The organism is Alicyclobacillus tolerans, assembly GCF_048984885.1.
Classification (GTDB): Bacteria; Bacillota; Bacilli; order Alicyclobacillales; family Alicyclobacillaceae; genus Alicyclobacillus_I; species Alicyclobacillus_I tolerans.
The window spans coordinates 1,171,640-1,192,672 of sequence record NZ_JBMGNK010000002.1 but is presented as its reverse complement, the minus strand read 5'-3'; the positions used below and the strand labels follow the sequence as shown (position 1 = coordinate 1,192,672).

The 21,033-nt window shown below is 46.1% G+C and carries 23 protein-coding genes; 4 read left to right on the top strand and 19 right to left on the bottom strand.

Annotated features, from left to right (window positions below):
• Positions 1-147: 147 nt before the first annotated feature.
• The gene (locus tag ACOJUR_RS05885) at positions 148-1,641 is read left to right on the top strand and encodes a lyase family protein (RefSeq protein WP_420949507.1); all 1,494 of its coding nucleotides are present in this window, start codon (positions 148-150) and stop codon (positions 1,639-1,641) included.
• Here the strand turns inward: ACOJUR_RS05885 and hutH are convergent.
• The 4 genes from hutH to ACOJUR_RS05865 all read right to left on the bottom strand — a co-directional run bounded on the left by hutH (position 1,638) and on the right by ACOJUR_RS05865 (position 6,232).
• Positions 1,638-3,170 carry a histidine ammonia-lyase gene (gene hutH, locus ACOJUR_RS05880; RefSeq protein WP_072872862.1) on the bottom strand — a complete coding sequence of 511 codons (1,533 nt, stop codon included), beginning with the start codon at positions 3,168-3,170 and terminating at the stop codon, positions 1,638-1,640. The two genes, ACOJUR_RS05885 and hutH, sit on opposite strands and share 4 nt — an antisense overlap.
• A 162-nt stretch (positions 3,171-3,332) precedes the next feature.
• Positions 3,333-3,743: a hypothetical protein gene (locus ACOJUR_RS05875; protein ID WP_420949506.1), complete on the bottom strand. Its 411-nt coding sequence runs from the start codon at positions 3,741-3,743 to the stop codon at positions 3,333-3,335.
• Positions 3,744-3,771: 28 nt separating this feature from the next.
• Positions 3,772-5,874 (bottom strand): S9 family peptidase, encoded by a 2,103-nt coding sequence (locus ACOJUR_RS05870; protein WP_420949505.1) that lies wholly within the window; start codon positions 5,872-5,874, stop codon positions 3,772-3,774.
• Positions 5,875-5,899: 25 nt separating this feature from the next.
• A complete protein-coding gene (locus tag ACOJUR_RS05865) occupies positions 5,900-6,232 on the bottom strand; it encodes a hypothetical protein (RefSeq protein ID WP_072872859.1) in 333 nt (110 codons plus the stop codon).
• 139 nt (positions 6,233-6,371) lie between these two features.
• Here ACOJUR_RS05865 and ACOJUR_RS05860 point away from each other — a divergent pair, with 139 nt between their 5' ends.
• Positions 6,372-6,521, top strand: a complete 150-nt coding sequence (locus tag ACOJUR_RS05860) for a hypothetical protein (RefSeq protein WP_165611920.1) — start codon at positions 6,372-6,374, stop codon at positions 6,519-6,521.
• A gap of 123 nt (positions 6,522-6,644) precedes the next feature.
• On the opposite strand, the gene ACOJUR_RS05855 is transcribed toward ACOJUR_RS05860, so the two are convergent.
• Genes ACOJUR_RS05855 through ACOJUR_RS05845 form a run of 3 tightly spaced genes read right to left on the bottom strand, consistent with a single transcriptional unit; the run spans position 6,645 to position 9,006 of the window.
• Complete coding sequence (locus ACOJUR_RS05855) at positions 6,645-7,622, bottom strand: electron transfer flavoprotein subunit alpha/FixB family protein (RefSeq protein ID WP_306953075.1); 978 nt, start codon at positions 7,620-7,622, stop codon at positions 6,645-6,647.
• A 22-nt stretch (positions 7,623-7,644) separates the two neighbouring features.
• A complete protein-coding gene (locus ACOJUR_RS05850) occupies positions 7,645-8,415 on the bottom strand; it encodes an electron transfer flavoprotein subunit beta/FixA family protein (protein WP_072872857.1) in 771 nt (256 codons plus the stop codon).
• A 3-nt stretch (positions 8,416-8,418) separates the two neighbouring features.
• Complete coding sequence (locus ACOJUR_RS05845; protein WP_278247826.1) at positions 8,419-9,006, bottom strand: TetR/AcrR family transcriptional regulator; 588 nt, start codon at positions 9,004-9,006, stop codon at positions 8,419-8,421.
• A 204-nt stretch (positions 9,007-9,210) separates the two neighbouring features.
• On the opposite strand from ACOJUR_RS05845, the gene ACOJUR_RS05840 reads away from it, so the two are divergent.
• Positions 9,211-9,501 (top strand): hypothetical protein, encoded by a 291-nt coding sequence (locus ACOJUR_RS05840; RefSeq protein WP_238413511.1) that lies wholly within the window; start codon positions 9,211-9,213, stop codon positions 9,499-9,501.
• 218 nt (positions 9,502-9,719) lie between these two features.
• On the opposite strand, the gene ACOJUR_RS05835 is transcribed toward ACOJUR_RS05840, so the two are convergent.
• The 12 genes from ACOJUR_RS05835 to ACOJUR_RS05780 all read right to left on the bottom strand — a co-directional run bounded on the left by ACOJUR_RS05835 (position 9,720) and on the right by ACOJUR_RS05780 (position 19,688).
• Positions 9,720-10,163 carry an RrF2 family transcriptional regulator gene (locus ACOJUR_RS05835; RefSeq protein WP_420949504.1) on the bottom strand — a complete coding sequence of 148 codons (444 nt, stop codon included), beginning with the start codon at positions 10,161-10,163 and terminating at the stop codon, positions 9,720-9,722.
• 69 nt (positions 10,164-10,232) lie between these two features.
• Positions 10,233-10,541: a non-heme iron oxygenase ferredoxin subunit gene (locus tag ACOJUR_RS05830; RefSeq protein ID WP_072872854.1), complete on the bottom strand. Its 309-nt coding sequence runs from the start codon at positions 10,539-10,541 to the stop codon at positions 10,233-10,235.
• An 80-nt stretch (positions 10,542-10,621) separates the two neighbouring features.
• Positions 10,622-12,019 (bottom strand): Fe-S cluster assembly protein SufB, encoded by a 1,398-nt coding sequence (gene sufB, locus ACOJUR_RS05825; RefSeq protein ID WP_072872853.1) that lies wholly within the window; start codon positions 12,017-12,019, stop codon positions 10,622-10,624.
• A gap of 53 nt (positions 12,020-12,072) precedes the next feature.
• Complete coding sequence (gene sufU, locus ACOJUR_RS05820; RefSeq protein ID WP_072872852.1) at positions 12,073-12,495, bottom strand: Fe-S cluster assembly sulfur transfer protein SufU; 423 nt, start codon at positions 12,493-12,495, stop codon at positions 12,073-12,075.
• A complete protein-coding gene (locus tag ACOJUR_RS05815; RefSeq protein WP_420949503.1) occupies positions 12,482-13,720 on the bottom strand; it encodes a cysteine desulfurase in 1,239 nt (412 codons plus the stop codon). Before ACOJUR_RS05815 ends, sufU begins: the two co-directional genes overlap by 14 nt.
• Positions 13,720-15,000: a SufB/SufD family protein gene (locus ACOJUR_RS05810; protein WP_072872851.1), complete on the bottom strand. Its 1,281-nt coding sequence runs from the start codon at positions 14,998-15,000 to the stop codon at positions 13,720-13,722. Before ACOJUR_RS05810 ends, ACOJUR_RS05815 begins: the two co-directional genes overlap by 1 nt.
• A 12-nt stretch (positions 15,001-15,012) precedes the next feature.
• Positions 15,013-15,798, bottom strand: coding sequence for a Fe-S cluster assembly ATPase SufC (gene sufC / locus ACOJUR_RS05805; RefSeq protein ID WP_420949502.1), 786 nt, complete (start codon positions 15,796-15,798; stop codon positions 15,013-15,015).
• A gap of 332 nt (positions 15,799-16,130) precedes the next feature.
• Positions 16,131-16,439 carry a metal-sulfur cluster assembly factor gene (locus tag ACOJUR_RS05800; RefSeq protein ID WP_072872849.1) on the bottom strand — a complete coding sequence of 103 codons (309 nt, stop codon included), beginning with the start codon at positions 16,437-16,439 and terminating at the stop codon, positions 16,131-16,133.
• A 14-nt stretch (positions 16,440-16,453) separates the two neighbouring features.
• Positions 16,454-17,572, bottom strand: a complete 1,119-nt coding sequence (gene ald / locus ACOJUR_RS05795; protein WP_072872848.1) for an alanine dehydrogenase — start codon at positions 17,570-17,572, stop codon at positions 16,454-16,456.
• Positions 17,573-17,671: 99 nt separating this feature from the next.
• Complete coding sequence (locus ACOJUR_RS05790) at positions 17,672-17,971, bottom strand: hypothetical protein (protein ID WP_420949501.1); 300 nt, start codon at positions 17,969-17,971, stop codon at positions 17,672-17,674.
• Positions 17,972-18,091: 120 nt separating this feature from the next.
• The gene (locus ACOJUR_RS05785; RefSeq protein WP_420949500.1) at positions 18,092-19,150 is read right to left on the bottom strand and encodes a hypothetical protein; all 1,059 of its coding nucleotides are present in this window, start codon (positions 19,148-19,150) and stop codon (positions 18,092-18,094) included.
• On the bottom strand, positions 19,140-19,688 hold the full coding sequence (locus ACOJUR_RS05780; RefSeq protein ID WP_238413512.1) for a sigma-70 family RNA polymerase sigma factor: 549 nt from the start codon (positions 19,686-19,688) through the stop codon (positions 19,140-19,142). The genes ACOJUR_RS05785 and ACOJUR_RS05780 overlap by 11 nt, the downstream gene beginning before the upstream one ends.
• A 187-nt stretch (positions 19,689-19,875) precedes the next feature.
• On the opposite strand from ACOJUR_RS05780, the gene ACOJUR_RS05775 reads away from it, so the two are divergent.
• The gene (locus tag ACOJUR_RS05775) at positions 19,876-20,955 is read left to right on the top strand and encodes a quinone-dependent dihydroorotate dehydrogenase (RefSeq protein WP_420949499.1); all 1,080 of its coding nucleotides are present in this window, start codon (positions 19,876-19,878) and stop codon (positions 20,953-20,955) included.
• The last annotated feature ends 78 nt before the right edge of the window (positions 20,956-21,033 follow it).

Genomic DNA, 21,033 nt, shown 5'->3' with positions numbered 1-21,033 from the left:
CCACCATGATTCACAACATTTCCATTCTAATCTGAAACTGATTCGACTTCACATAGAACTGGTCTAAGGCGGATAGACTAAAATAAATAATATTCCAAAATTTCACTTGTCTTTTTATCCCTGGTTCGTGGCTCTGGAGGGTATGAAATGAAAGAAAGAAGAACTGTTCATGATTCGCTCGGTCAAATGGAAATTCCCGCTGATGCCTATTATGGAGCTCAAACTGCGCGGGCTTTGCGCAATTTCCCTATTAGTGGACTCCGTTTGCCGCCTATTTTTGTAGAAGCGCAAGCACTCATCAAATGGGCCGCGGCCAAAGCTCATGCTCATCTTCACGCCCTGTCACCAGAACTGGCAGCAGCCATCTGTCAAGCTGCTGATGAAGTCATTGCAGGCCAGTGGAATCAATGGTTTCAAGTTGACATCTATCAAGCAGGCGCAGGTACTTCGCAAAACATGAATGTCAATGAAGTGATTGCTACACGCGCTTCAGAAATTCTCCGCGGCACACGTGAAGAACCTTTAGCCGTCCATCCTAACGACCATGTCAACAAATCTCAGTCAACCAACGATACCATTCACGCCGCTATGAATTTATCCATGCTTTTGACACATCAACGTTTGGTCGATCCGTCTCTGGCTATTTTGGAAACCACTCTAGCTAAAGTTGCCCATCAGGCAGGTTCTGCAGTCAAAGCTGGGCGCACACATCTCCAAGATGCAGTACCTATGCGTATAGCTGACAGTTTCTTGGCATACGCCGAAAACATTCGACGCCATCGTGTATGGTTAAATGAGGCTAGTAGCGCACTGGCGGTACTTGGCTTAGGTGGAAACGCTGTAGGAACGGGTATCAATACTCCTCCAGGTTTTGCAGAACAAGCCATAACTTATCTGGCAGAAAGAACACAGCTTGCTCTCTGCCTCCCGGTTAATCCCTTCACCTTTAATCAAAATCCTGATGAAGTTGTATATTACGGGAACATCTTGCAAAGGACGGCAGAGGCCATTGGTCGTATTGCCAACGATTTACGTCTGCTGGCTTCTGGACCACGCACTGGATTGGCAGAAATTGAATTTCCTGCCGTACAACCTGGTTCCTCAATTATGCCCGGCAAAGTCAACCCAGTTATGGCAGAAATGATGAACATGGTAGTCTTCCAGGTGCAAGGTTGTCAATCGACCATTGCTCTGGCCGGATCGGCCGGACAACTGGAACTTAACGTCATGATGCCAGTCATGGCAGCAAACGCTCTGCATGCCATGACTATTTTAGCCAATGCCGTCAAACAATTTGCAGAGCAAGGAGTGGCAGGGCTGATTCTCCATACGGATGTTTCACGTCATTATGCTGAATCCAGTCTGTCTCTAGCTACTGCATTAAACGTCGCTATTGGCTACGAACGTGCAGCAGCAGTTGTTCATCAGGCACTGATAAATAATTGCAGCTTACTGGAGGCAGGGCAACAGCTCGGGTTGGATAGCCATCTGCTGCAATCAGCACTTGATATTGACAGACTGGCAGTGCCCGTTTCTCGTTATTTACCTAAATCCCGCTCAGACATGGAGTCAAACCACCCAACCACGCCTGAGCCAAACGTTCATCAAGCAAATACAAATTGGCCAGAGACTGGAGATTAAATTCCTTCCTGGAATGACGAATGGGCCATTGGAATAGGTGTAGAAAGCAGAACTTCGGCCAACTTTTCAATTTCGGCGCTGTATGAACTGTCTGCCAGCCGAAATGGAACATGCTCGGTTACAAATTCGAGAATACGTAACGTAGCAGGTGCCATCTGTTCTTGACACCTGTTCATCAGCAGAGCGCGTGTCGCAGCAATAAGCTCTATCGCCACGACACGGGCACTGTTGTGCACCATTTGTCTTACTTGACGAGCCGCAATGGTCCCCATGGAAACATGGTCTTCCTGATTGGCAGAAGACGGAATGGAATCAACAGAAGCTGGATGAGCCAATACTTTGTTTTCTGATACAAGAGCTGCCGCAACATACTGAATGATCATGAATCCCGATTCCAAACCTGCCTCACCCGCCAAAAAAGCTGGAAGATTGCTAAGTTGAGGATTAACCAGTCGTTCAGTACGTCTTTCGGAAATATTTGCCCATTCCGCTACGGCTAATTTTAAAAAGTCAAAAGCAAGTGCCATAGGCTGCCCATGGAAATGACCGCCAGAAAGAATTCGCCCATCCGGTAAAACTATGGGATTGTCGGTTACTGCGTTCATTTCAATGGCAAGTTTGTCTTCAACATAATGAACAGCCTGCCAACTCGCGCCATGAACCTGGGGTGCGCAACGCAAGGAATACGCATCTTGCACGCGCACCTCTCCCTGATGAGTGGTGAGTCTGCTGCCACTCAATAAACCCAGAATCCTTTGAGCCACTTCAGCCTGCTCAGGATAGGGGCGTGTAGAGTGCAGTTCTGGCAAGAAAGCATCTGTAATGCCACCAAGAGCCTCCATGGTCAAAGCTAGTGCAGCATCTGCGGCTAAACCCAGGCGTCTAGCTTCCAATGTTGCCAACGCACCAACTGCTGTCATCGCTTGTGTTCCGTTAATCAGAGCCAGCCCTTCTTTGGCTGTCAATTGTACTGGTTGTAAACCCGCTTTTTGCAGAGCAGCCGCTCCGTCCATCACCACTCCCTGATATTCAGCTTGACCTTCGCCCATCAACACAAGCGCCATATGCGCCAACGGCGCCAAATCTCCTGAGGCGCCCAAGGAACCCTGACTAGGAATAACAGGATGTACACGACGGTTGATACAATCGACGAGCAGTTGCAATGTCTCCCTGCGAATACCAGAAAAACCTTTAACCAGTGCGTTCGTCCGTAATACGAGTAATGCCCTTACCACATCCACAGGAAAGGAGTCACCGACACCCATAGCATGGGAACGGATTAAATTGACTTGTAATCTAGCCACATCTTCTTGCTGAATAGGCACATCTGCCAACTTGCCAAAACCGGTTGTCACCCCATAAACCACCTGTTTTTCAGCAATACAGCGTTCAATATGTTGTCTACTTGCTTCTACCTTTGCCCAAACCTCAGGTGATACACCAACTTGCCAAACCCCTTGGACGATCCGTTCTAATTCTTCCAAAGTCATGTCTGTTCCGTTCAACCAGTATACTTTCTGCTGTTCCATTTCTATTTGTCCCCTTTCTATTACTCTGTTGCTTTAGCATAAGAAAGGGACGACCCAGAGGGCCGCCCCAGAATGAACATCGTGGTTTTTCGAAAATCTTGCATAGCTTGCAAGGTTGTGGTGATAATGGCAGGAAACTTATTTTATGAAAACTATACTTGCTCATGATTCGCCACCCTGTTTAAAATGCCTCCAGTCTAAAGCAGAGTCTTTGAGCAACTCTTCAAAAGACTGATGATCGTCCTCTGCCGGATCAAACAACTCCGCGAAAGTGGCATCTGGATTTTCTTCTAATTTCTCTTTAGCAGAACGAGTCTGAATCTGCTTCTCTTTCTTCGACTTGTCACTTATACGAAGCGAAGTATCTTCATCTGGCTTCTCAGTCATTTTTAGAGCGGACAGTTTCTCCGCCACTGCTGCTGAAAGAAACTCTTCCAAACGTGCGCTTTCTTCCGGTATAACGTTTTTTTTAGGTTTTGCTACCGGCTCCATTTTATCCATGGCGTAGTCAGGTTTCCATTCATCACGATGGTTTACTGTAGAAGCAGACTTCAACTTGTTTCTTTTCGCCATTGGCTCACCTTCATGTACGCAATTAACATTATTCTGCCACAACAGGCAAGTGCCTGTCGATAAATTCTAAAATCGCTTCTAATCTTTCTTTTCTTAACGAAGGTTTACCGCTACGAGACAAATCATGGTTGGCTTCAGGTATGCGCAACAGTTCCACTTCACGCCCTAATCTTTTCAAAATCGTATAAAACTGCTCAGCCTGTTCAATCGGACAGCGCATATCCAGTTCCGAATGAATCAAGAGCAGAGGCGTGCGAACCTGTGCTGCATAAGCGAGTGGAGATTGCCGCCAGAGTGTCTCCACATTGTCCGTAACGTCACCTTTTAATTCCGATTCAGTGAAAAAAGGTCCAATATCGCTTACGCCGTAAAAGGAAACAAAATTGCTAATGGAGCGTTGCGACACGGCTGCAAAAAAACGATGATCATGAGCTATCATCCAGTTGGTCATGAAACCACCGTAACTGCCACCTGTAATCGCAATTCGCTTGTCGTCAAGCACATCATGTTGTCGCAAAGCCATTTCAAGGCCGGCAAGAATATCCTGCATATCTTGACCACCGTAATCGCCCTGGACAGCATCAGCAAATTTTTGCCCGTACCCCACACTGCCGCGAGGATTGACAAAAACAAGAGCGTAACCCTGACTTACGAGATATTGAAATTCATGAAAAAAAGAATAGCTATATGCTGCCTGTGGGCCACCGTGAACTTCTAGTATAACTGGCACTTTGCCATCCACCATTTTGTCAGAATGATGAGGTAACATGACAAATCCTTGCAAACGCCAACCATCCGCAGCACTATACCAAAACGGTTGCACATCTACCCAATTCATCGAAGTTGCCCAAGCATTCGGATAATAAACCTGTTGTTCGTCATTCGGAAAACTGTTGGTTTCCCCTTCGTCCATACTGTCCGTTTCCTGACGCACTGGCCAAGCTGGCAGTCCCTGACCCAGTTGGCATTCTGCCAAATAACACGGTGTTTTCACGTCAGTATAAACATAGACAGCACGGCCTGCCTTGACATCAAAACCGTAAAGATCTCGCCGTCCACCTACCATGCGTTGCAATTCGCCAGTTTGGGCATCCACCCGCACCAACTCTGTCATAGCTTGGCGAGTGACGAGCAGATATACCCAACGCCCATCCTCCGACCATAGCGGCGGCGGAAGACTAACTCCCGCACGCAGATCACTCATGTTGTGATTGCCTGTAGCTTCTTGCCAATTTTGCATTAAACTCGTCCACTGACGAGTTTTCAGATCAAAACGATAAAGCCGTTCAAAAGTTGCATTGCCGTATTCTTTGCCATGAGCAAGTACGGCCAGTGCAGTTTCATCTGGTGATACGGAAAGACTATGAACATCCCATTCCTGGCTGAGCAGCGTCAATTTCCGTTCAGATAAAGAAAGTTCATATAGATCGCGCCAAAGACTTATTTCTGCATCAGAACGGCGATTGGATGCAAGATAGACGGCATTGTTTTTCAAGGAAAGGGCATAAGAAGAAACGTCATATGAACCTTCAGTCATAACTTCCACGGTTGAGCTCTGCAGATGAATCCGAACGAGTTGACGAAATACAGGAGATAAAATGCCTCTGCCATCCGCTTTATAGTACAATCTACGAAAACGCTTACTATGTGCCGACCAAGATTTTTGTTGTTCCAGAATCCAGTCTTTTACTTCTGTATCCTTCAACTCTTCTGGCCAAATTTCTATTTCCCCGTCTTCCGGTACATCCACCAATCCATACATCCATTCACCTTGCGCATCTAACTGAATATCGGAAATGCCTCGTAAAAAACGAGTCATCCGATAAGATTCTCCCCCATTCAGTGGCATGCACCATACTTGTGTCGATCCGTTTCGATCAGAGAGGAAATATAACTTGCTCTCATCAGGGGCAAAAACAGCTCGAGAATTAGACCGTCCTAATTGGGTCCACTGCTTGATGGTATGGGTTGAACGATGATATGCGTAAAGATGAGTTATATTCTCATCCTTGTCCACATCAGGCCGAGTTTGCTCAAAGACAATCCAATTCATTTGCGGTGAAAATATAGGCCGTTTAACAACCTGCAAGCGAAACAGATCGGAAATCTCAACACGCGTATGTTCCACCATCCCAAACCCCTCTCTCTGCGCTAAGCTAGTTCACATCCAGACTGCCTTCATCCTGAAGAAATGCAGCTAAAAACCGCTTCTCATCTTCTACTAATGATGGATGACTATCCAAATATTCGCGCAGCACCTGTTCTTCCAATGAATTGTTCACTTCACCGATTAAGATTCCTGCTGGCCAATCAGCAATTTTTCGATCATACAAAAGCTCCCACTGCTCTGCACCATCTTCCAGACAACGACGTGATACCTGCATGCGTATGCCTGGTTTTTCCTCTCCATCCCCTACATTGTCGAGATACATATACATTTCAAAATCATCCCATTGATGAGTCCAATCGAGCGGATCAAACTTAGCCATGAGTTGCCGCCTTTCTTAGCCAATATCATCATTTCATGACACTTCATTGATAGATGCATAGCACCATCTTAACATGTTAAAATAGATTTGTTGTAGAAAAGGACATACGTGATTTGTAGAGATGAAAGGGGGGGCACTGGTGCGTAGATTTTTTGAAATTCTGTTTGTCATCGCCATTATTGTTGTGGGTTATTATACTTTCCGTCCTCAGCCTGCGTTTCCATATAACGCAAGCAATGGTTACCTCTCAGTTCAATCGGTAGCCAACCAAGTGTCGTCCGCTCCTTAAAAAGATTGGACAGAGGTAACGAGAAAAATCTCAAAACACGTCAGGGCTGTTCCAAAGTAAAACAAACTCTTTTGGAACAGCCCTGATTTTATTGGGTACGGTAAACCATCTACTGAGTGAGCGTTATGCCAACAATTTTTTAACCTCTGCCGTCATCAAGGGCACTACTTCAAACAAATCACCCACAATGCCGTAGTCGGCCACTTGGAAGATGGGCGCTTCAGGGTCTTTATTAATTGCCACAATCACTTTCGACGATGACATACCGGCCAAATGTTGAATCGCACCTGAAATACCACAGGCGATATAAAGATCGGGTGTGACTACCTTACCTGTTTGACCAATTTGCATAGAGTAATCGCAATAGCCTGCATCGCAAGCACCACGAGATGCGCCAACTGCCGCTCCAAGCACCTCAGCCAGTTCACGTAAAGGAGCAAAACCTTCTTCACTTTTCACTCCTCGGCCACCGGAGACAATAATTTTCGCTTCCGTCAAATCCACACCAGTCGATGCCTTTTGAATAATCTCTTGAACTAAGGTTGCCAAATCCTGTTGTTCAAAAGACACAGAGAGGGCTTCCACGGTTCCCGCTTTACCTGCATCTTCTGCAAGCGGAGCAAGATTGTTGGGACGAATAGTAGCGACAACAGGGTTACTCTTAACAACAACTTTTGTAAATGCTTTGCCAGCATAAATGGGACGAGTAAACTGTAATTGGCCGTTGGTCAACTCGACAGCAATCGCATCTGAAACCTGTCCCACACCCAGACGTTGACTGATTATGGGAGCCAAATCCTTACCTATGGCTGAATGGGCCAATAAGATAAGTTCAGGAGAGAAAACTCGATAAATTTCCATCAAAGCCTTACGATATGCGCCAGGTGTATATTTCTCAAGTTCTGGCGCATCAACCACATAAACGCGATCGGCACCTGCCTTGCCAAGTCCTTCTGCCAAAGAACTCACTTGATGCCCCAAGAGAGCTACAGCCACTTCCCCACCTTCGGCAGCTTTTGTTGCTGCTCCGAGCATTTCCAATGTCACATTGCGCAATTTTCCATGACGTACATCAGCAACAACCAGTGCTTTTCGACTCATTCCAGTATCCTCCTTCAGAAATTTAACCAATCACTTTTTCTACAGAATGCAATGCTGTTACTAGTTCACTCACTTGTTGGGATAAATCTCCAGATAGAATCTTGCCAGCGGTTTTAGGCTGTGGCAGGAAAGTTTCAACCACTTCGCTTTTTCTGGCAATTTCCTCGGCAGTTAAACCGAGATCTGCCAAAGTCACGTGCGTAAGCGGTTTTTTCCCAGCTTTGCGAATACCTATCAGAGAAGGATATCGTGGATCGTTTAAGCCCTGTTGAGCTGTTACGAGAACTGGCAGAGTAGCCTTGACAATTTCTTCATCACCTTCTGCGTCACGATGACCAATGACTTCATTGCCGTTCACTTCAAGCTTGGTCAGCGTAGAGATATGCGGAATGCCAAGTTCTTCAGCCAATCGCACTGCTACTTGACCCGAACCGTCATCAACGGCTTGGTTGCCGGCAATAATTAGATCATATTGATCTTTACGAGCTATCGCCGCGAGAACTTTCGCAGCGGAATATTCATCACCAAACAGCTCAGAATCGTCTGCCAGTATGGCTTCATCTGCACCCATCGCCAATGCTGTACGCAGGGCCTCTTCACTGCGTGACGGGCCTACAGAAACTACCACCACTTCGGCGTCACCAGCTTCTTTAATACGGATAGCTTCTTCAATCGCATATTCATCATAAGGATTAATGACAAAACGGACACCATCTTCTTGAACTTGCCCATCTTGAAGACGAATTTTTTCTTCCGTATCGAAGGTTTGTTTAACCAAGACCAGAATTTTCAACGTTTATTCTCCTCCTGTGGACGTTATTTTCTTTTGCTCGCAATTTTGATGCAAGCCATGCAAGAGTACGTCAACCACATCGTTTGATAAATCTGCAAGCGCATATTTACTTCCAGTCAAAACCCAAGCTGTTACAGTTTCATCCATGGTTCCAAAAATCATCCGACGTGCAATTCTATGATTGAGAGCCGGACGAAACACACCTTGTTGCTTGCCTTCTTCAATCAGTCCATCCACAAGATTGTAAAAAGGCTTAACGATATCTCCTACCTGCCTGCGAATATCTGCATCAACTTGGCGCAGATATACCTGTGTAACCATGGCAAGCGCCGGATTGGCTCCGAGATGACTGAAATAGAGATGAATCAGCGTGGACAACTTGTCATCCACATGGGATTTCAGAGGCAGCTTTTGCTCGCACTCTTCGACAATCTGACCAATCGCTGTACGCAAAATGGACACTAGAATATCCTCTTTGTTTTTGAAATACAGATATACTGTGCCGTCTGCCACGCCAGCCTCCCTAGCGATGCGAGAAATCTGCGCGCCATGGTACCCATACTTAGACATGACAGCAATCGCGGCTCGCAGGATAGCACTGTGCTTGGCATCATCACGTTCCTTAGCGATGGCCCCTCCCCTCCTCTAATGAATGAACAGTCATTCACTATTTGTAGAGTACACCTCGATGAATAAGCTGTCAACTGTCCTATCTGCTTTCAAGATGCCTGAAAGGCAAGTTTCCTGTATACTAGAGAAGAACACTGAACGGTACATGAAGGGAAGGTAAACCATATGATGCCGACACACTCTTCTGAAGAGTGGACCAAAGCGCATATCCAAGTTAATGACAATTTGAACCGACTGCTTGGCGCGTTGCGGGATTACGGCTACAATCCCAATCTTCATATTTCTTACGACCGGGAAGAGCACCATCTTCAGGTCGATCCGGCCATTCTTAACAAACATCCAGATATTAAAATGCTTTTTTTGGACTATTTGTCCGCTTGTCGAGAACGTGATGCTGCACTCGATAAAATTCAACAGTTGCCGAAGATGGACTTAGGATTTCAACAGCAACCTTAAAAAGAGGAATCATCCACTTTTCAAAACACTATTTTTATTTTAACTCTCTAGTTGTCACTTCCTTTACCATGAAAAAGCCTCCATCTCCACACTATCCGTGGATTTGGAGGCTCTTTTTTGGCTTCTTTCTTTTCAAAACAACTAGAAGTTGATATCCGCATACTGCAAGACTTTACTGTACCTGACAAAGAGAATGGAATGACGCATGAAGATTCGAATCAGATGGCAGGCAGCGAAATAGGTTTGTCAGAGAGAACGTCGGCAAGCGTTAAATTATCAAGAGCATCTATCAGAGCTTCCATCACACGCAGCCAAACAGAGCGTGTATGACAAGTAGAAACGCGATCACAAAGCAGTTCAGGACTCAAATTGTCCTCACTTACGCAAGCCATAGGTGAAAGAGAGCCTTCCAGAAAACGCATCAAACTGCCAACAGAAATTTCTGATGCCGGACGACTCAACATAAAGCCTCCATTGACACCTCGAACACTCCGTAGAAAACCAGCTTTGCGCAATTGGGAAACAATCTGATCTAAAAATTGCTCTGGGATGCCTTCTTCGAGAGCAACTGTAGGCAACGCTACGGGAGTCTGCGTCCCCGCTCGCTCGGCAATCGCCACCATAGCGCGCAAACCATACTCCGTTCGCTTCGATACCTTCATTGTTCATCCCCTCGCTTTGTGCAGGTTCTCATTTGCTTCTCAGTGAAAATCCTGACTGCTTTCTGGCTGTCAATCCAAGTGAATCCATACTTCCTCGCCGCGTACTTCTGTCTGATAAGTTTGCAGTGGAATATAGCAGGGAAACGCTGTTGCTTCACCTGTTCGTACATCAAACTTACCACCATGCTTGGGACAAGAGACAATGTTTCCTTCCAACCGACCATTCGTCAACTGTTGTGCCGCATGTGTGCAAACATCAGAGGTAGCAAACAAACCGTCTTCCGTATGAAACAAACCAATATCCTCCATGCCAACTTCTACATGAAGCATTTGTCCAACCGGGATCTCAGATAATTGAGCGATTTTGACCCAACCCAAATCTCCATTCCTCCTGCTAAAAACGACTGTAAAGCACGACTTGCCAAGATATCTTGGCAAGTCTGCAGATACAGGCCGTATTAACCAATCGAACCTTCCATCTCAAATTTGATCAGTCGATTCATCTCAACTGCATACTCCATAGGCAACTCACGAGTAAACGGCTCAATAAAGCCCATGACAATCATGCGCGTTGCATCTTCCTCAGAAATGCCTCGACTCATGAGATAAAATAGCTGTTCCTCAGAAACCTTGGATACAGATGCTTCATGTTCCAAAGTTACATCGTCATTCATAATTTCATTGTATGGAATGGTATCCGACGTAGAGTCATCATCCATAATCAGTGTGTCACACTTGATATTCGCTTTGCTCCCTACAGCGTTTGGCGCAAATGATGCTAAGCCCCGATAGGTTGTTTTGCCACCATGTTTGGAAATGGATTTAGAGACAATGGTCGACGTTGTGTTAGGGGCGTTATGCACCACTTTGGCGCCAGCATCTTGATGCTGTCCACGTCCACCAACAGCAATGGAGAGTACCATCGCTTTAGCACCCTCGCCCATCATATATACAGACGGGTATTTCATGGTCAATTTGGAGCCAATGTTGCCATCCACCCATTCCATCGTTGCATCACGATAAGCCACTGCACGTTTGGTTACCAAATTATAAATATTAGGCGCCCAGTTTTGAATTGTCGTATAACGGCAACGGCCCCTATCCTTGACAATAATTTCAACCACGGCACTGTGCAACGAATTGGTGCTGTATACAGGGGCAGTACAACCTTCCACATAATGCACAAAGGAATCTTCATCGGCAATAATCAGCGTGCGCTCGAATTGCCCCATATTTTCTGAATTGATTCGGAAATATGCCTGCAATGGAACTTCACAACGCACACCTTTGGGAACATAGATAAAACTTCCGCCACTCCACACAGCAGAATTGAGCGCTGCAAATTTATTGTCTTCCGGAGGCACGACCGTGCCAAAATACTCTTTAAAAATCTCTGGATGCTCACGCAACGCCGTATCGGTGTCGGTGAAGAGAACACCCATTTCTTCTAAATCTTTTCGCATGGAGTGATAAACAACTTCCGATTCGTACTGGGCTGATACACCTGCCAAAAACTTCTGCTCAGCTTCTGGAATTCCCAAGCGATCAAACGTATTCTTAATTTCTTCTGGAACTTCTTCCCATGTCTTCCCTTTTCGTTCAGAAGGCTTGACATAATAGGTAATATCATCAAAATCGAGCTCGGACAAATTACCGCCCCATCGCGGCATCGACTTTTCAAAGAAAATATCCAAAGAACGGAGACGAAAATCAGTCATCCAACCCGGCTCATTCTTCATCATGGAAATCTCTTCAACTGTCTTACGTGTCAAGCCCTTTTCAAATTTGACAACCGATATATCGCGATCGCGAAAACCATATTGATACTCTTCCATATCCGGCAATGGTTTAGCCATCTCGTAGACCTCCCATTCATGTGAATTCAATGAATCCAACCTAACCATTCTGCTTATGAATTTGTCTTAGCCGCATTGTCCAACGCTTGCCAAGCTAACGTCGCACATTTAATTCGAGCTGGAAATTTTGACACTCCTTGTAAAGCTTCCAAATCTCCCAATGCTTCCGCATCAACTTCTTCACCGCGCATCATGGCACGAAATTGATGAGCCAATTCAAGAGCTTTATCGACTGATTGCCCCTTGATGGCTTCCGTCATCATGGATGCTGACGCCATAGAAATGGAACAGCCGCTACCTTCAAACCGCACATCCTCAACCTTACCGTCTTGCAAAAGTAGTTGCAGACGAATTTCATCGCCACAAGAAGGATTGCGCAGTTCCACACTGACTGCCGCTTCTTCCAACTTGCCTTGATTGCGCGGATGCTGGTAATGATCCATAATCACTTGACGGTACAATTCATCCAATTGCATGAGCGAAGAACTCCTTTGCCGATTCCAAACCAGACACCAGTGCATCAATATCGGCTTTTGTATTGTAAAGATAAAAACTCGCCCGCGCCGTGGCCGCTTGATGAAGCCATCTCATTAAGGGTTGAGCACAATGGTGACCAGCGCGAATGGCAATGCCTTCTGAATCAAGCACTGTGGAAACATCATGCGGATGCACACCCTTCAAATTGAAGGTCACCAAACCGGCACGCTGTGAACCTGGTGCTGGTCCGTAAATCTCAAGCCCTTCCATTTTCGACAATTGCTCCATAGCGTATTGGGCGAGTTGACTGTCGTGTTGATGAATGTCCTCCATGCCCACCTGTTGCAAATAATCAATAGCAGCTCCCAGACCTACCGCACCAGCAATGATAGGAGTTCCACCTTCAAACTTCCAAGGAGTTTCCTTCCAAGTGGATTGTTCCAACTCCACCAAGTCAATCATTTCTCCGCCAAAATACGTTGGCTCCATCTCGTCGAGCCATTCCTTTTTGCCATATAACACACCGATACCTGTAGGGCCACACATTTTATGACCGGAAAAAGCGAGAAAATCGCAATCCAAATCCTGAACATCCACGGGCATATGCGGTACACTTTGCGCGCCGTCTACAACCATTAGCGCTCCCACCTGGTGGGCCATAGCGCCAATTTCTTTAATGGGGTGAATCGTCCCCAAAACGTTGGAAACGTGCTGAATAGCGACTATTTTTGTGCGATCGCTCAATTTGCTACGCACTTCATCCAAATCCAAATTTCCATCTGGCAAAAGTGTTAGGTAAACCAGCTTTGCCCCCGTTACTCGTGCCACTTGCTGCCAGGGCACCAAATTGCTATGATGCTCAGCAGGCGTCAGCGCTATCTCATCACCTTGCTGTAAACGCAAACGTGCCCAACCGTATGCTACCATATTAATGGACTCTGTAGTCCCTCGCGTAAAGATGATTTCCTCTGGACGATCCGCTTGAATAAAATCGGCCACTTTTTCTCGAGCCCGCTCATAGGCTTCCGTTGCACGACTACCCAGCGTGTGTACACCTCGATGAACGTTAGCATTGTCCATCTCGTAGTAACGGCGCAACACGTGTAACACAGATTGCGGCTTTTGGGATGTCGCCGCACTATCCAAATATACGAGTGGGTGTCCATTGATGCTTTGATCTAAAATGGGAAAATCTTTGCGCAGTTGTGTGGGATTGAACATCATCAATCCAACTCCTTTTCCAAACGCGCTACAAACGCTTCACGCACTGCCTCTTCTACAGGCAAACTGAGAATCGTCTCTTCAAAATATCCCCAGATAATCATGCGTGTTGCTAATTTTTCTGAAATTCCCCGTGACATGAGATAATAGATCTGATTGGGATCGATTTTCCCAACACTGGCCGCATGGCCGCAACGCTTTACATCATTCTCATCAATCAGAAGCATGGGAATGGCATCGGCGCGTGCCGTAGAATCAACCAGAATCATCCGGTCATGCTGCTCACTACCCGCTTCCACAGCACCTTTAACAATTTCTGTGCAAGAACGAAATACCGCATTGGCTTTTTGCCGCAATACTCCATGCATGACAATATCACTCTCCGAATATCGTCCGGCATGTGTCATTTTAGCGGTTAAATCATGGTGCATACGCCCCACCGCAGTACCTAATACACGCGTGTTGGAACGTGACCCATTGCCATCCAGCAAACTCTCTATATCGGACACAGCCAAACCGTCACCCGTGCTCGCTGCATACCAGTTAACTTCTGCATCTTTGCCCAACTTAGCACGGCGCGTATAAAACCGATACGGTCCTGCAAGAATTTCATCGATCAAGCCAATCTCTAAACGCGCGTCATTCTCAGCCACCACTTCCCACACATCCGACGTGGCAGCAGCAGAAGTAGCCGCAGGTTTCGCAAATTGCATCTCTGCCACACGAGCCTTAGCACCTGTGTCTGCAATGACCAATGTACGAGGATAGGCACTCTCTAGAGCTTCTTCTTCCGAGCGAATGATGAGAATGTCTGAAGACACTTCTACATGACGTGGAATATAGAGCAGCACACCAGCCTGAAATGCAGCCGCATTCAAAGCCGCCCACTTGGAATGTGAAGAAGGAACTACACTTCCCAGATATTTTTCAAGCAAATGACGATGTGTATGGCTTGCCTCATGCAAACTCATGAGGACGACGCCATTTTTCTTATCTTCTTCTGTCAGGCGAATCGCTTCAATTCGATTCCCTAAAATCAAAACAGCCGATCCTGTTACAGACTCAAACAGTTTTCTCGCTTCCAAGTGACTTCCAGTAGAAGGACTTTTTTCTACAACTTCAAACTGACAGCGCTTCAAATCCGTTTTCTCTAACCAAGGTTTTTCTAATGTTTGAAAAGAAGTCCATGCAGACTCACGCCAATCTGCTAGCCAATCTGCTTCCTGCAACTGATGACTGAGCGCACGCCCTACAGAGGCGCTGACGACATTTTTCTCTGTCACAACAGACCCTCCTTACACGCCAGCCTGGACAGATTCGTCTTCAATGCCCAGTTCAGCCTTGAGTTCATCATACCCGTGCGCCTCAAGATATTCGGCAAGTTCCCGGCCACCCGATTTCACAATCCTGCCTTGCATCATGACATGAACGCGATCGGGCACAATATAATTCAACAGACGTTGGTAGTGTGTAATGATGAGAAAACCTGTTTGCGGAGATTTCAAATTATTTACGCCTTCCGCAACAATCTTCAACGCATCAATATCCAAGCCAGAATCGATTTCATCCAAAATAGCGATCCGTGGTTCGAGCATGCTCATTTGCAAAATTTCGTTTCTCTTTTTTTCTCCGCCTGAGAACCCTTCGTTCAAATAGCGCTCTGCAAAGCTTGCGTCTATATTCAATTTCTTCATTTTTTCCTGTAATTGACGGTGGAACTTTAACACTGGAATTTCGTTTCCCTCGCCGACACGAGCATTTAAGGATTGGCGAATAAAATTGGCATTAGATACACCTGGGACCTCAGCAGGATATTGCATGGCCAAAAAGAGTCCGGCACGAGCCCGTTCATCCACGGACATACTGAGTAAATCTTGGCCATCCAGAGTGACACGCCCACCTGTGACCTCGTATTTGGGATGTCCCATCAAAGCGGAAGCGAGTGTACTTTTACCCGTGCCATTCGGACCCATAATGGCATGAATCTCTCCGCCTCCAACTGTCAAATCCAATCCTTTGACAATCTCCTTGCCTTCAACCGTGACGTGTAATCCTTCAATGACCAACTGTGGAACAGACATCACCATATCCTCCTCACTCAAGCGACCCTCATCATTTTGATGAGAGCCGTTTAACACCATTCATGGCTTCATACATCCATTGGCATAATGTCTTAAAGTTGACTGTTTGAGTCATGTTTCATTCTCAATGTACCATATTGCTGATGAAAATCAAGGGTAACTGCGCATACATGTACCTTGAATTAACTTCGCATACCCTTTTGTCTACAAAATGTCTACAAATAAAGAAGGCAAAGACAGTGTAGTAAAGTTTCGCACTGTCTTAACCTTCTCCAAGAATCCAGGCAAACATGCTGGGAATCCACCCACAACAGGTAGTTGTGTGAAAGCCTTTAAAACAAATATTTAAAAACCAGCTTCGCTTCCTCAGACATCATTTCTTTATCCCAAGGCGGATCAAAAGTCAATTCTACTTCGACTTCTTGCACACCTTCCAAAGAAAGCAACGTGTCCTCAATTTGTTGCTTTAAATCGTCGTAGGCCGGGCAACCCATAGCCGTCAATGTCATGGTTACTTTAATCTTGCGGCCTTCTTCGAGTATATCGATCCCGTAGACCATGCCCAGGTTGACAATGTCAATCTGTATTTCCGGATCGAGCACATCCATCAACATATTGCGAACGACTTCCTCCGTAACCATAAAAACCCCTCCTCTCAGGAGACAAGATTGGACAACGGAGTATACGGCAATCCTAATGAATCAGCTACCGCCTGATAGGTTACATGCCCACGGTATACATTGACACCTTTGGCCAGTGCCTCATTTGCAGCAACCGCTTTTTCCGCTCCCAAATTCGCAAGTTGTAACGCATAAGGAATGGTGACGTTGGTCAATGCAAGCGTAGAGGTACGTGGCACAGCTCCTGGCATATTGGCAACAGAGTAATGCAATACGCCATATTTTTCAAATACAGGTTGGTCATGAGTGGTGATTCGATCAATAGTTTCAATACTCCCACCCTGATCAATGGCCACATCGACAATCACGCCACCAGGATTCATACCCTGCACCATTTCAGCGGTTACCAGTTTAGGAGCACGGGACCCTGGTATTAGGACTGCACCCACCAACAAATCAGCACCTTCAATCTCCTGACGCAAATTGTAGGCATTGGACATGATGGTACGTATACGTCCCTGAAAGACATCGTCAAGGTAGCGCAAACGCGAAAGGTTCGTATCCAGTATGGTTACAGAAGCACCCAAGCCCATGGCCATACGCGCCGCGTTTGTCCCCACTATACCTCCTCCCACAATGACCACTCGAGAAGGCGGCACGCCGGGAACACCACCAAGTAATTCACCACGTCCACCATGTGCTTTCTCCAGAAAATGCGCGCCAATTTGAATCGACATGCGACCAGCCACTTCACTCATGGGCGAGAGCAACGGCAAACTCCTATCGGGCAATTGCACCGTTTCATAGGCTATCGCCGTACAACCGCTATCCATCAACGCCTTCGTCAATTCAGGTTCTGGAGCCAGATGCAAGTATGTAAACAACGTCAAGTCTTGACGAAAATATCCAAACTCTTCCGGAAGCGGTTCTTTGACTTTCATGACCATCCCAGCTTGTCCCCAAACATCTGCAGCTGATGGCACAATTTTCGCACCGGCTTCTTCATAGACACTGTCCGTGAAGCCACTGCCCAATCCTGCCCCAGCTTCCACCAAGACCGTATGACCATCTAACTTCAACGCGTGAACACCTGCCGGCGTAATAGCCACACGATTCTCATTATTTTTAATCTCTTTCGGAACCCCCACTATCACCTTTTCCAACCTCCTCGCTATTTGCCAATCCTCAGGCGGCGCCATCAGTGTAAATCAGACCACCCCAGAAACGCAATTGCTGATAAAATAAGCAAGAATTCAGTCCTTTTGATAGCTCTTGTTCGGAGCAGAAATGACTTTCCTGACAACTCTTCTCTGTCCGCGACCTGACTGTTTTTCGGCTAATGGATGTTGACTCAAGTGTTCTCTGTTTTCCACCAACCAGTGTGCAATATTTTTCACATCACTTGGAGCAATTCGCCAATTGCGATGACCAAATTGAAAAGATTCCCCTGTCAGTTGGCCTGCTGCAGCAAGTGAATCCACAGCTATCCGTACATGCTCGATGTTTTCATGAAGCATTTCTGCCAGTTCAGCCATGCTAAATCTTGTTGTCATGCTCAAATACCTTCTTCGTCCATTATCTCACATCTATGCTCCTCTATTCCGCTATTGAAAGCAAGAGCAACTTTACCATCATTCCATTGCACAGGCCGAGATTGATAAGGTCGAGATCGTTCAAGGAGAAGGTGTTGGGACTTGAGTAGGCAATTCCACAAGTTGAACATGCGGTGTCATACTGAAATAATCTGTCTTCTCTCCACCAATGACATGAAATTGCACATCAAAGGAGGCTCCTGGCGCTAATTTGTTGGGAATCGACGAAGGCAGATGTTCCAGAAAGCGTGCAGTTCCATATTCAGTAAATCCTTGGTTGGGCATGTTAGAGAACCAAACAACGGCGAGTAAATTATGAGTTACAATCGTCTGCTTGGTTGGATTGGTAAACTGGGCATCCACCGTGATGGCTTGCCCCCGCGCTAAAGTTGGACCATTTAAGACACTGATGTTGCTTAAGAGAATAGATGATTGACGCCAAACCAGCGGCGAATCATGGGGATTGGATGGAATATCGGAAGCATTCGACCAATAAAACGCAAGTTGGGCTTGCTCCGACAGCGCACCTGCAGCATTAACCGGTGCACCCACCGGATGAAACGACCAGGTAACTGTGGCATGGGGCGCTATTTCTTTAGGGCCATTGACAAAACTTAAAAAATTGTCTCGTGATTGGACGGATTTTCCAGAAAAGCTAAGAATGCCAAATATTTCAGATTTTTTTATGATCCGATTCGACTCATTGGTCAACTGCGTAAAGACCACAGAACCAGCAGGCCAACCAGGAAGCTGACCAAATCGAATATGTTGAACAGTTATCGGTGCCGGATAGAGCAAATAGGCATCCTTAGATAAGGAGGATGTGGATGTAGAAGCTAGACTACCTTGCGAAGCCGAACTAAAAGCACCCGAAGGAGCAATTGGTCCAGCCTGCGGCTTTTTTTGTGTATAGAGCCAAGCCCCTACAGCAATCACGCAAAATACTGAAGCTGCAGCAGTCAAATTGGGCAAAAGCCGAAACCAGCGCCGTTTTTTTACCCCCAAACCAGGAACGTTGACCAATTGTCGCTCAGCCTCTTCTAGAATGCGCTGTTGCAATTGTTCACGAAACGGGACTTTACCTGCTTTCTGAAGCGTTTGGCGAATTTTCTGCTCCATATCATCGTCATCATGTTGCATCTGTGAAACCTCCTTTCTCCAACTCGGTTTTCATGAACGACCTCGCTCGATGCAAACGCGTTCGAACAGAGGCTTCGGAAATCTGCAAGATTTGTGCAATCTCTTGACCGCTTCGTTCCTGCTGATAAAACAGAACTAGAACCTCTCGATATTTTAGAGGGATACGTTGAATCATCTGCCAAATTTCATCCTTCTCCAACCGTTCTATCACTTCACGCTCTACATTTTCAGATGTACTGAACGTTTGAATAGGCTGTTCGTTGATTTCTTCGTGCTTGACTTTCCAAGACCTGATATAGTCTTTGCATCGATTGGCTGTGATAGCCATGAGCCAAGTTTTTGGCGAGCTTTCCTGCCTGAATGTATCATACTGTGTCAAAGCCTTTAGAAAGACATCCTGAGCGATATCTTCTGCTTGATGATAATCTTTGACATAGGAGTATGCGTATTGAATAACATCCTGTCCATATAACTTCATCCAGTCTTTGAGGGCGGCTAATTTTTCTTCTTGAAGCCACTGCTCTCGCTGTGAGTTCACTGATGGTTTTCACCAATCCTTCCAGCCGTCCTCTCCTTTTTGACGGCACCATCGACTACCATGTTACAAACCATTATTTAACATCGGCCGATCCGTTTCTTAGTCTACCTTGTTGGGGTGTCAGCGTAAAGGATGCTAAACTTTGACTAGATAAAAACGCATCAAGGTGCAGAGGAGAATCCATTCGATGTATTCGGTTTTGCGAAAACTGCTTTTTAGCACCGACGCTGAGACAGCTCACCACACCACGCTCTCCATGCTGAAAACAGCGCCAAATATGGGGAAATGGCTGCGTCCTAAAGCCCAACAGCCCGCCCCAAATTTAGCCACACAACTTTATCATATGGATCTTAAACATCCGATTGGACTTGCCGCGGGTCTGGATAAAGACGGTATTGCACTCACTGGCCTTGAAGCTTGTGGTTTTTCCATGCTTGAAGTGGGCACCGTCACTCTGCGGCCGCAACCCGGTAACCCGAAACCTCGTTTATTTCGAATTGTTGAAGAAGAAGCGCTGGTGAATCGTATGGGATTTAACAACGCTGGTGCCCATGCACTCAAAAAACGTCTGCAAGAAAGCCATCTCACCATTCCTGTTGGGGCGAATATTGGGAAAAATAAAAGCACCCCCAATGCTCAAGCTGTTGACGACTATGTAGCCTGTACAGAAATATTGGCGGGTGTAGCTGATTATTTGGTCATTAACGTCTCTTCTCCCAATACTCCTGGACTACGCGACTTACAAAACGAACAAGAAGCCAGCCGTATTGTCGAACAAGTGATTGCCGAACGCAATCGTCAAACCTCTCACCGCTCCTATCAACCGCCCGTCTTTGTCAAGCTGTCACCCGATTTGCCGAATGAAAGTCTGGTTCCACTAGCCAGCAAACTTCTTGAAGCAGGATGTGAAGGCTGGATTGCCACCAATACTACCCTTGAACGTTATCAAATCAAACATATCCATGCCCGAGAAAGTGGCGGACTGAGCGGCAAACCTCTAAAAACGAGATCGAACCAAGTCATAGCCGCTTTGTATAAGGTTACAGAAGGAAAAGTGCCGATTATTGGATGTGGCGGTATCTATAGTGCAGACGACGTATACGAAAAGATAAAACTAGGCGCCAGTGTCGTTCAAATTTATTCTGCTTTTATTTATCGCGGGCCTGCTTTATTGGACGTATTGACACAGGAATTGGCTGAACGGCTCGATCGTGAAGGTGTCCAAAGGATTGCTGATTTGGTGGGACAAGCGGAATCGTACAAGTAACGGAAAATGCAGAAGTGGCAAAATCAGATTTGGAAAATCCCGCATAATTACGCTAAACTAAAGAAGAACAAATACTCT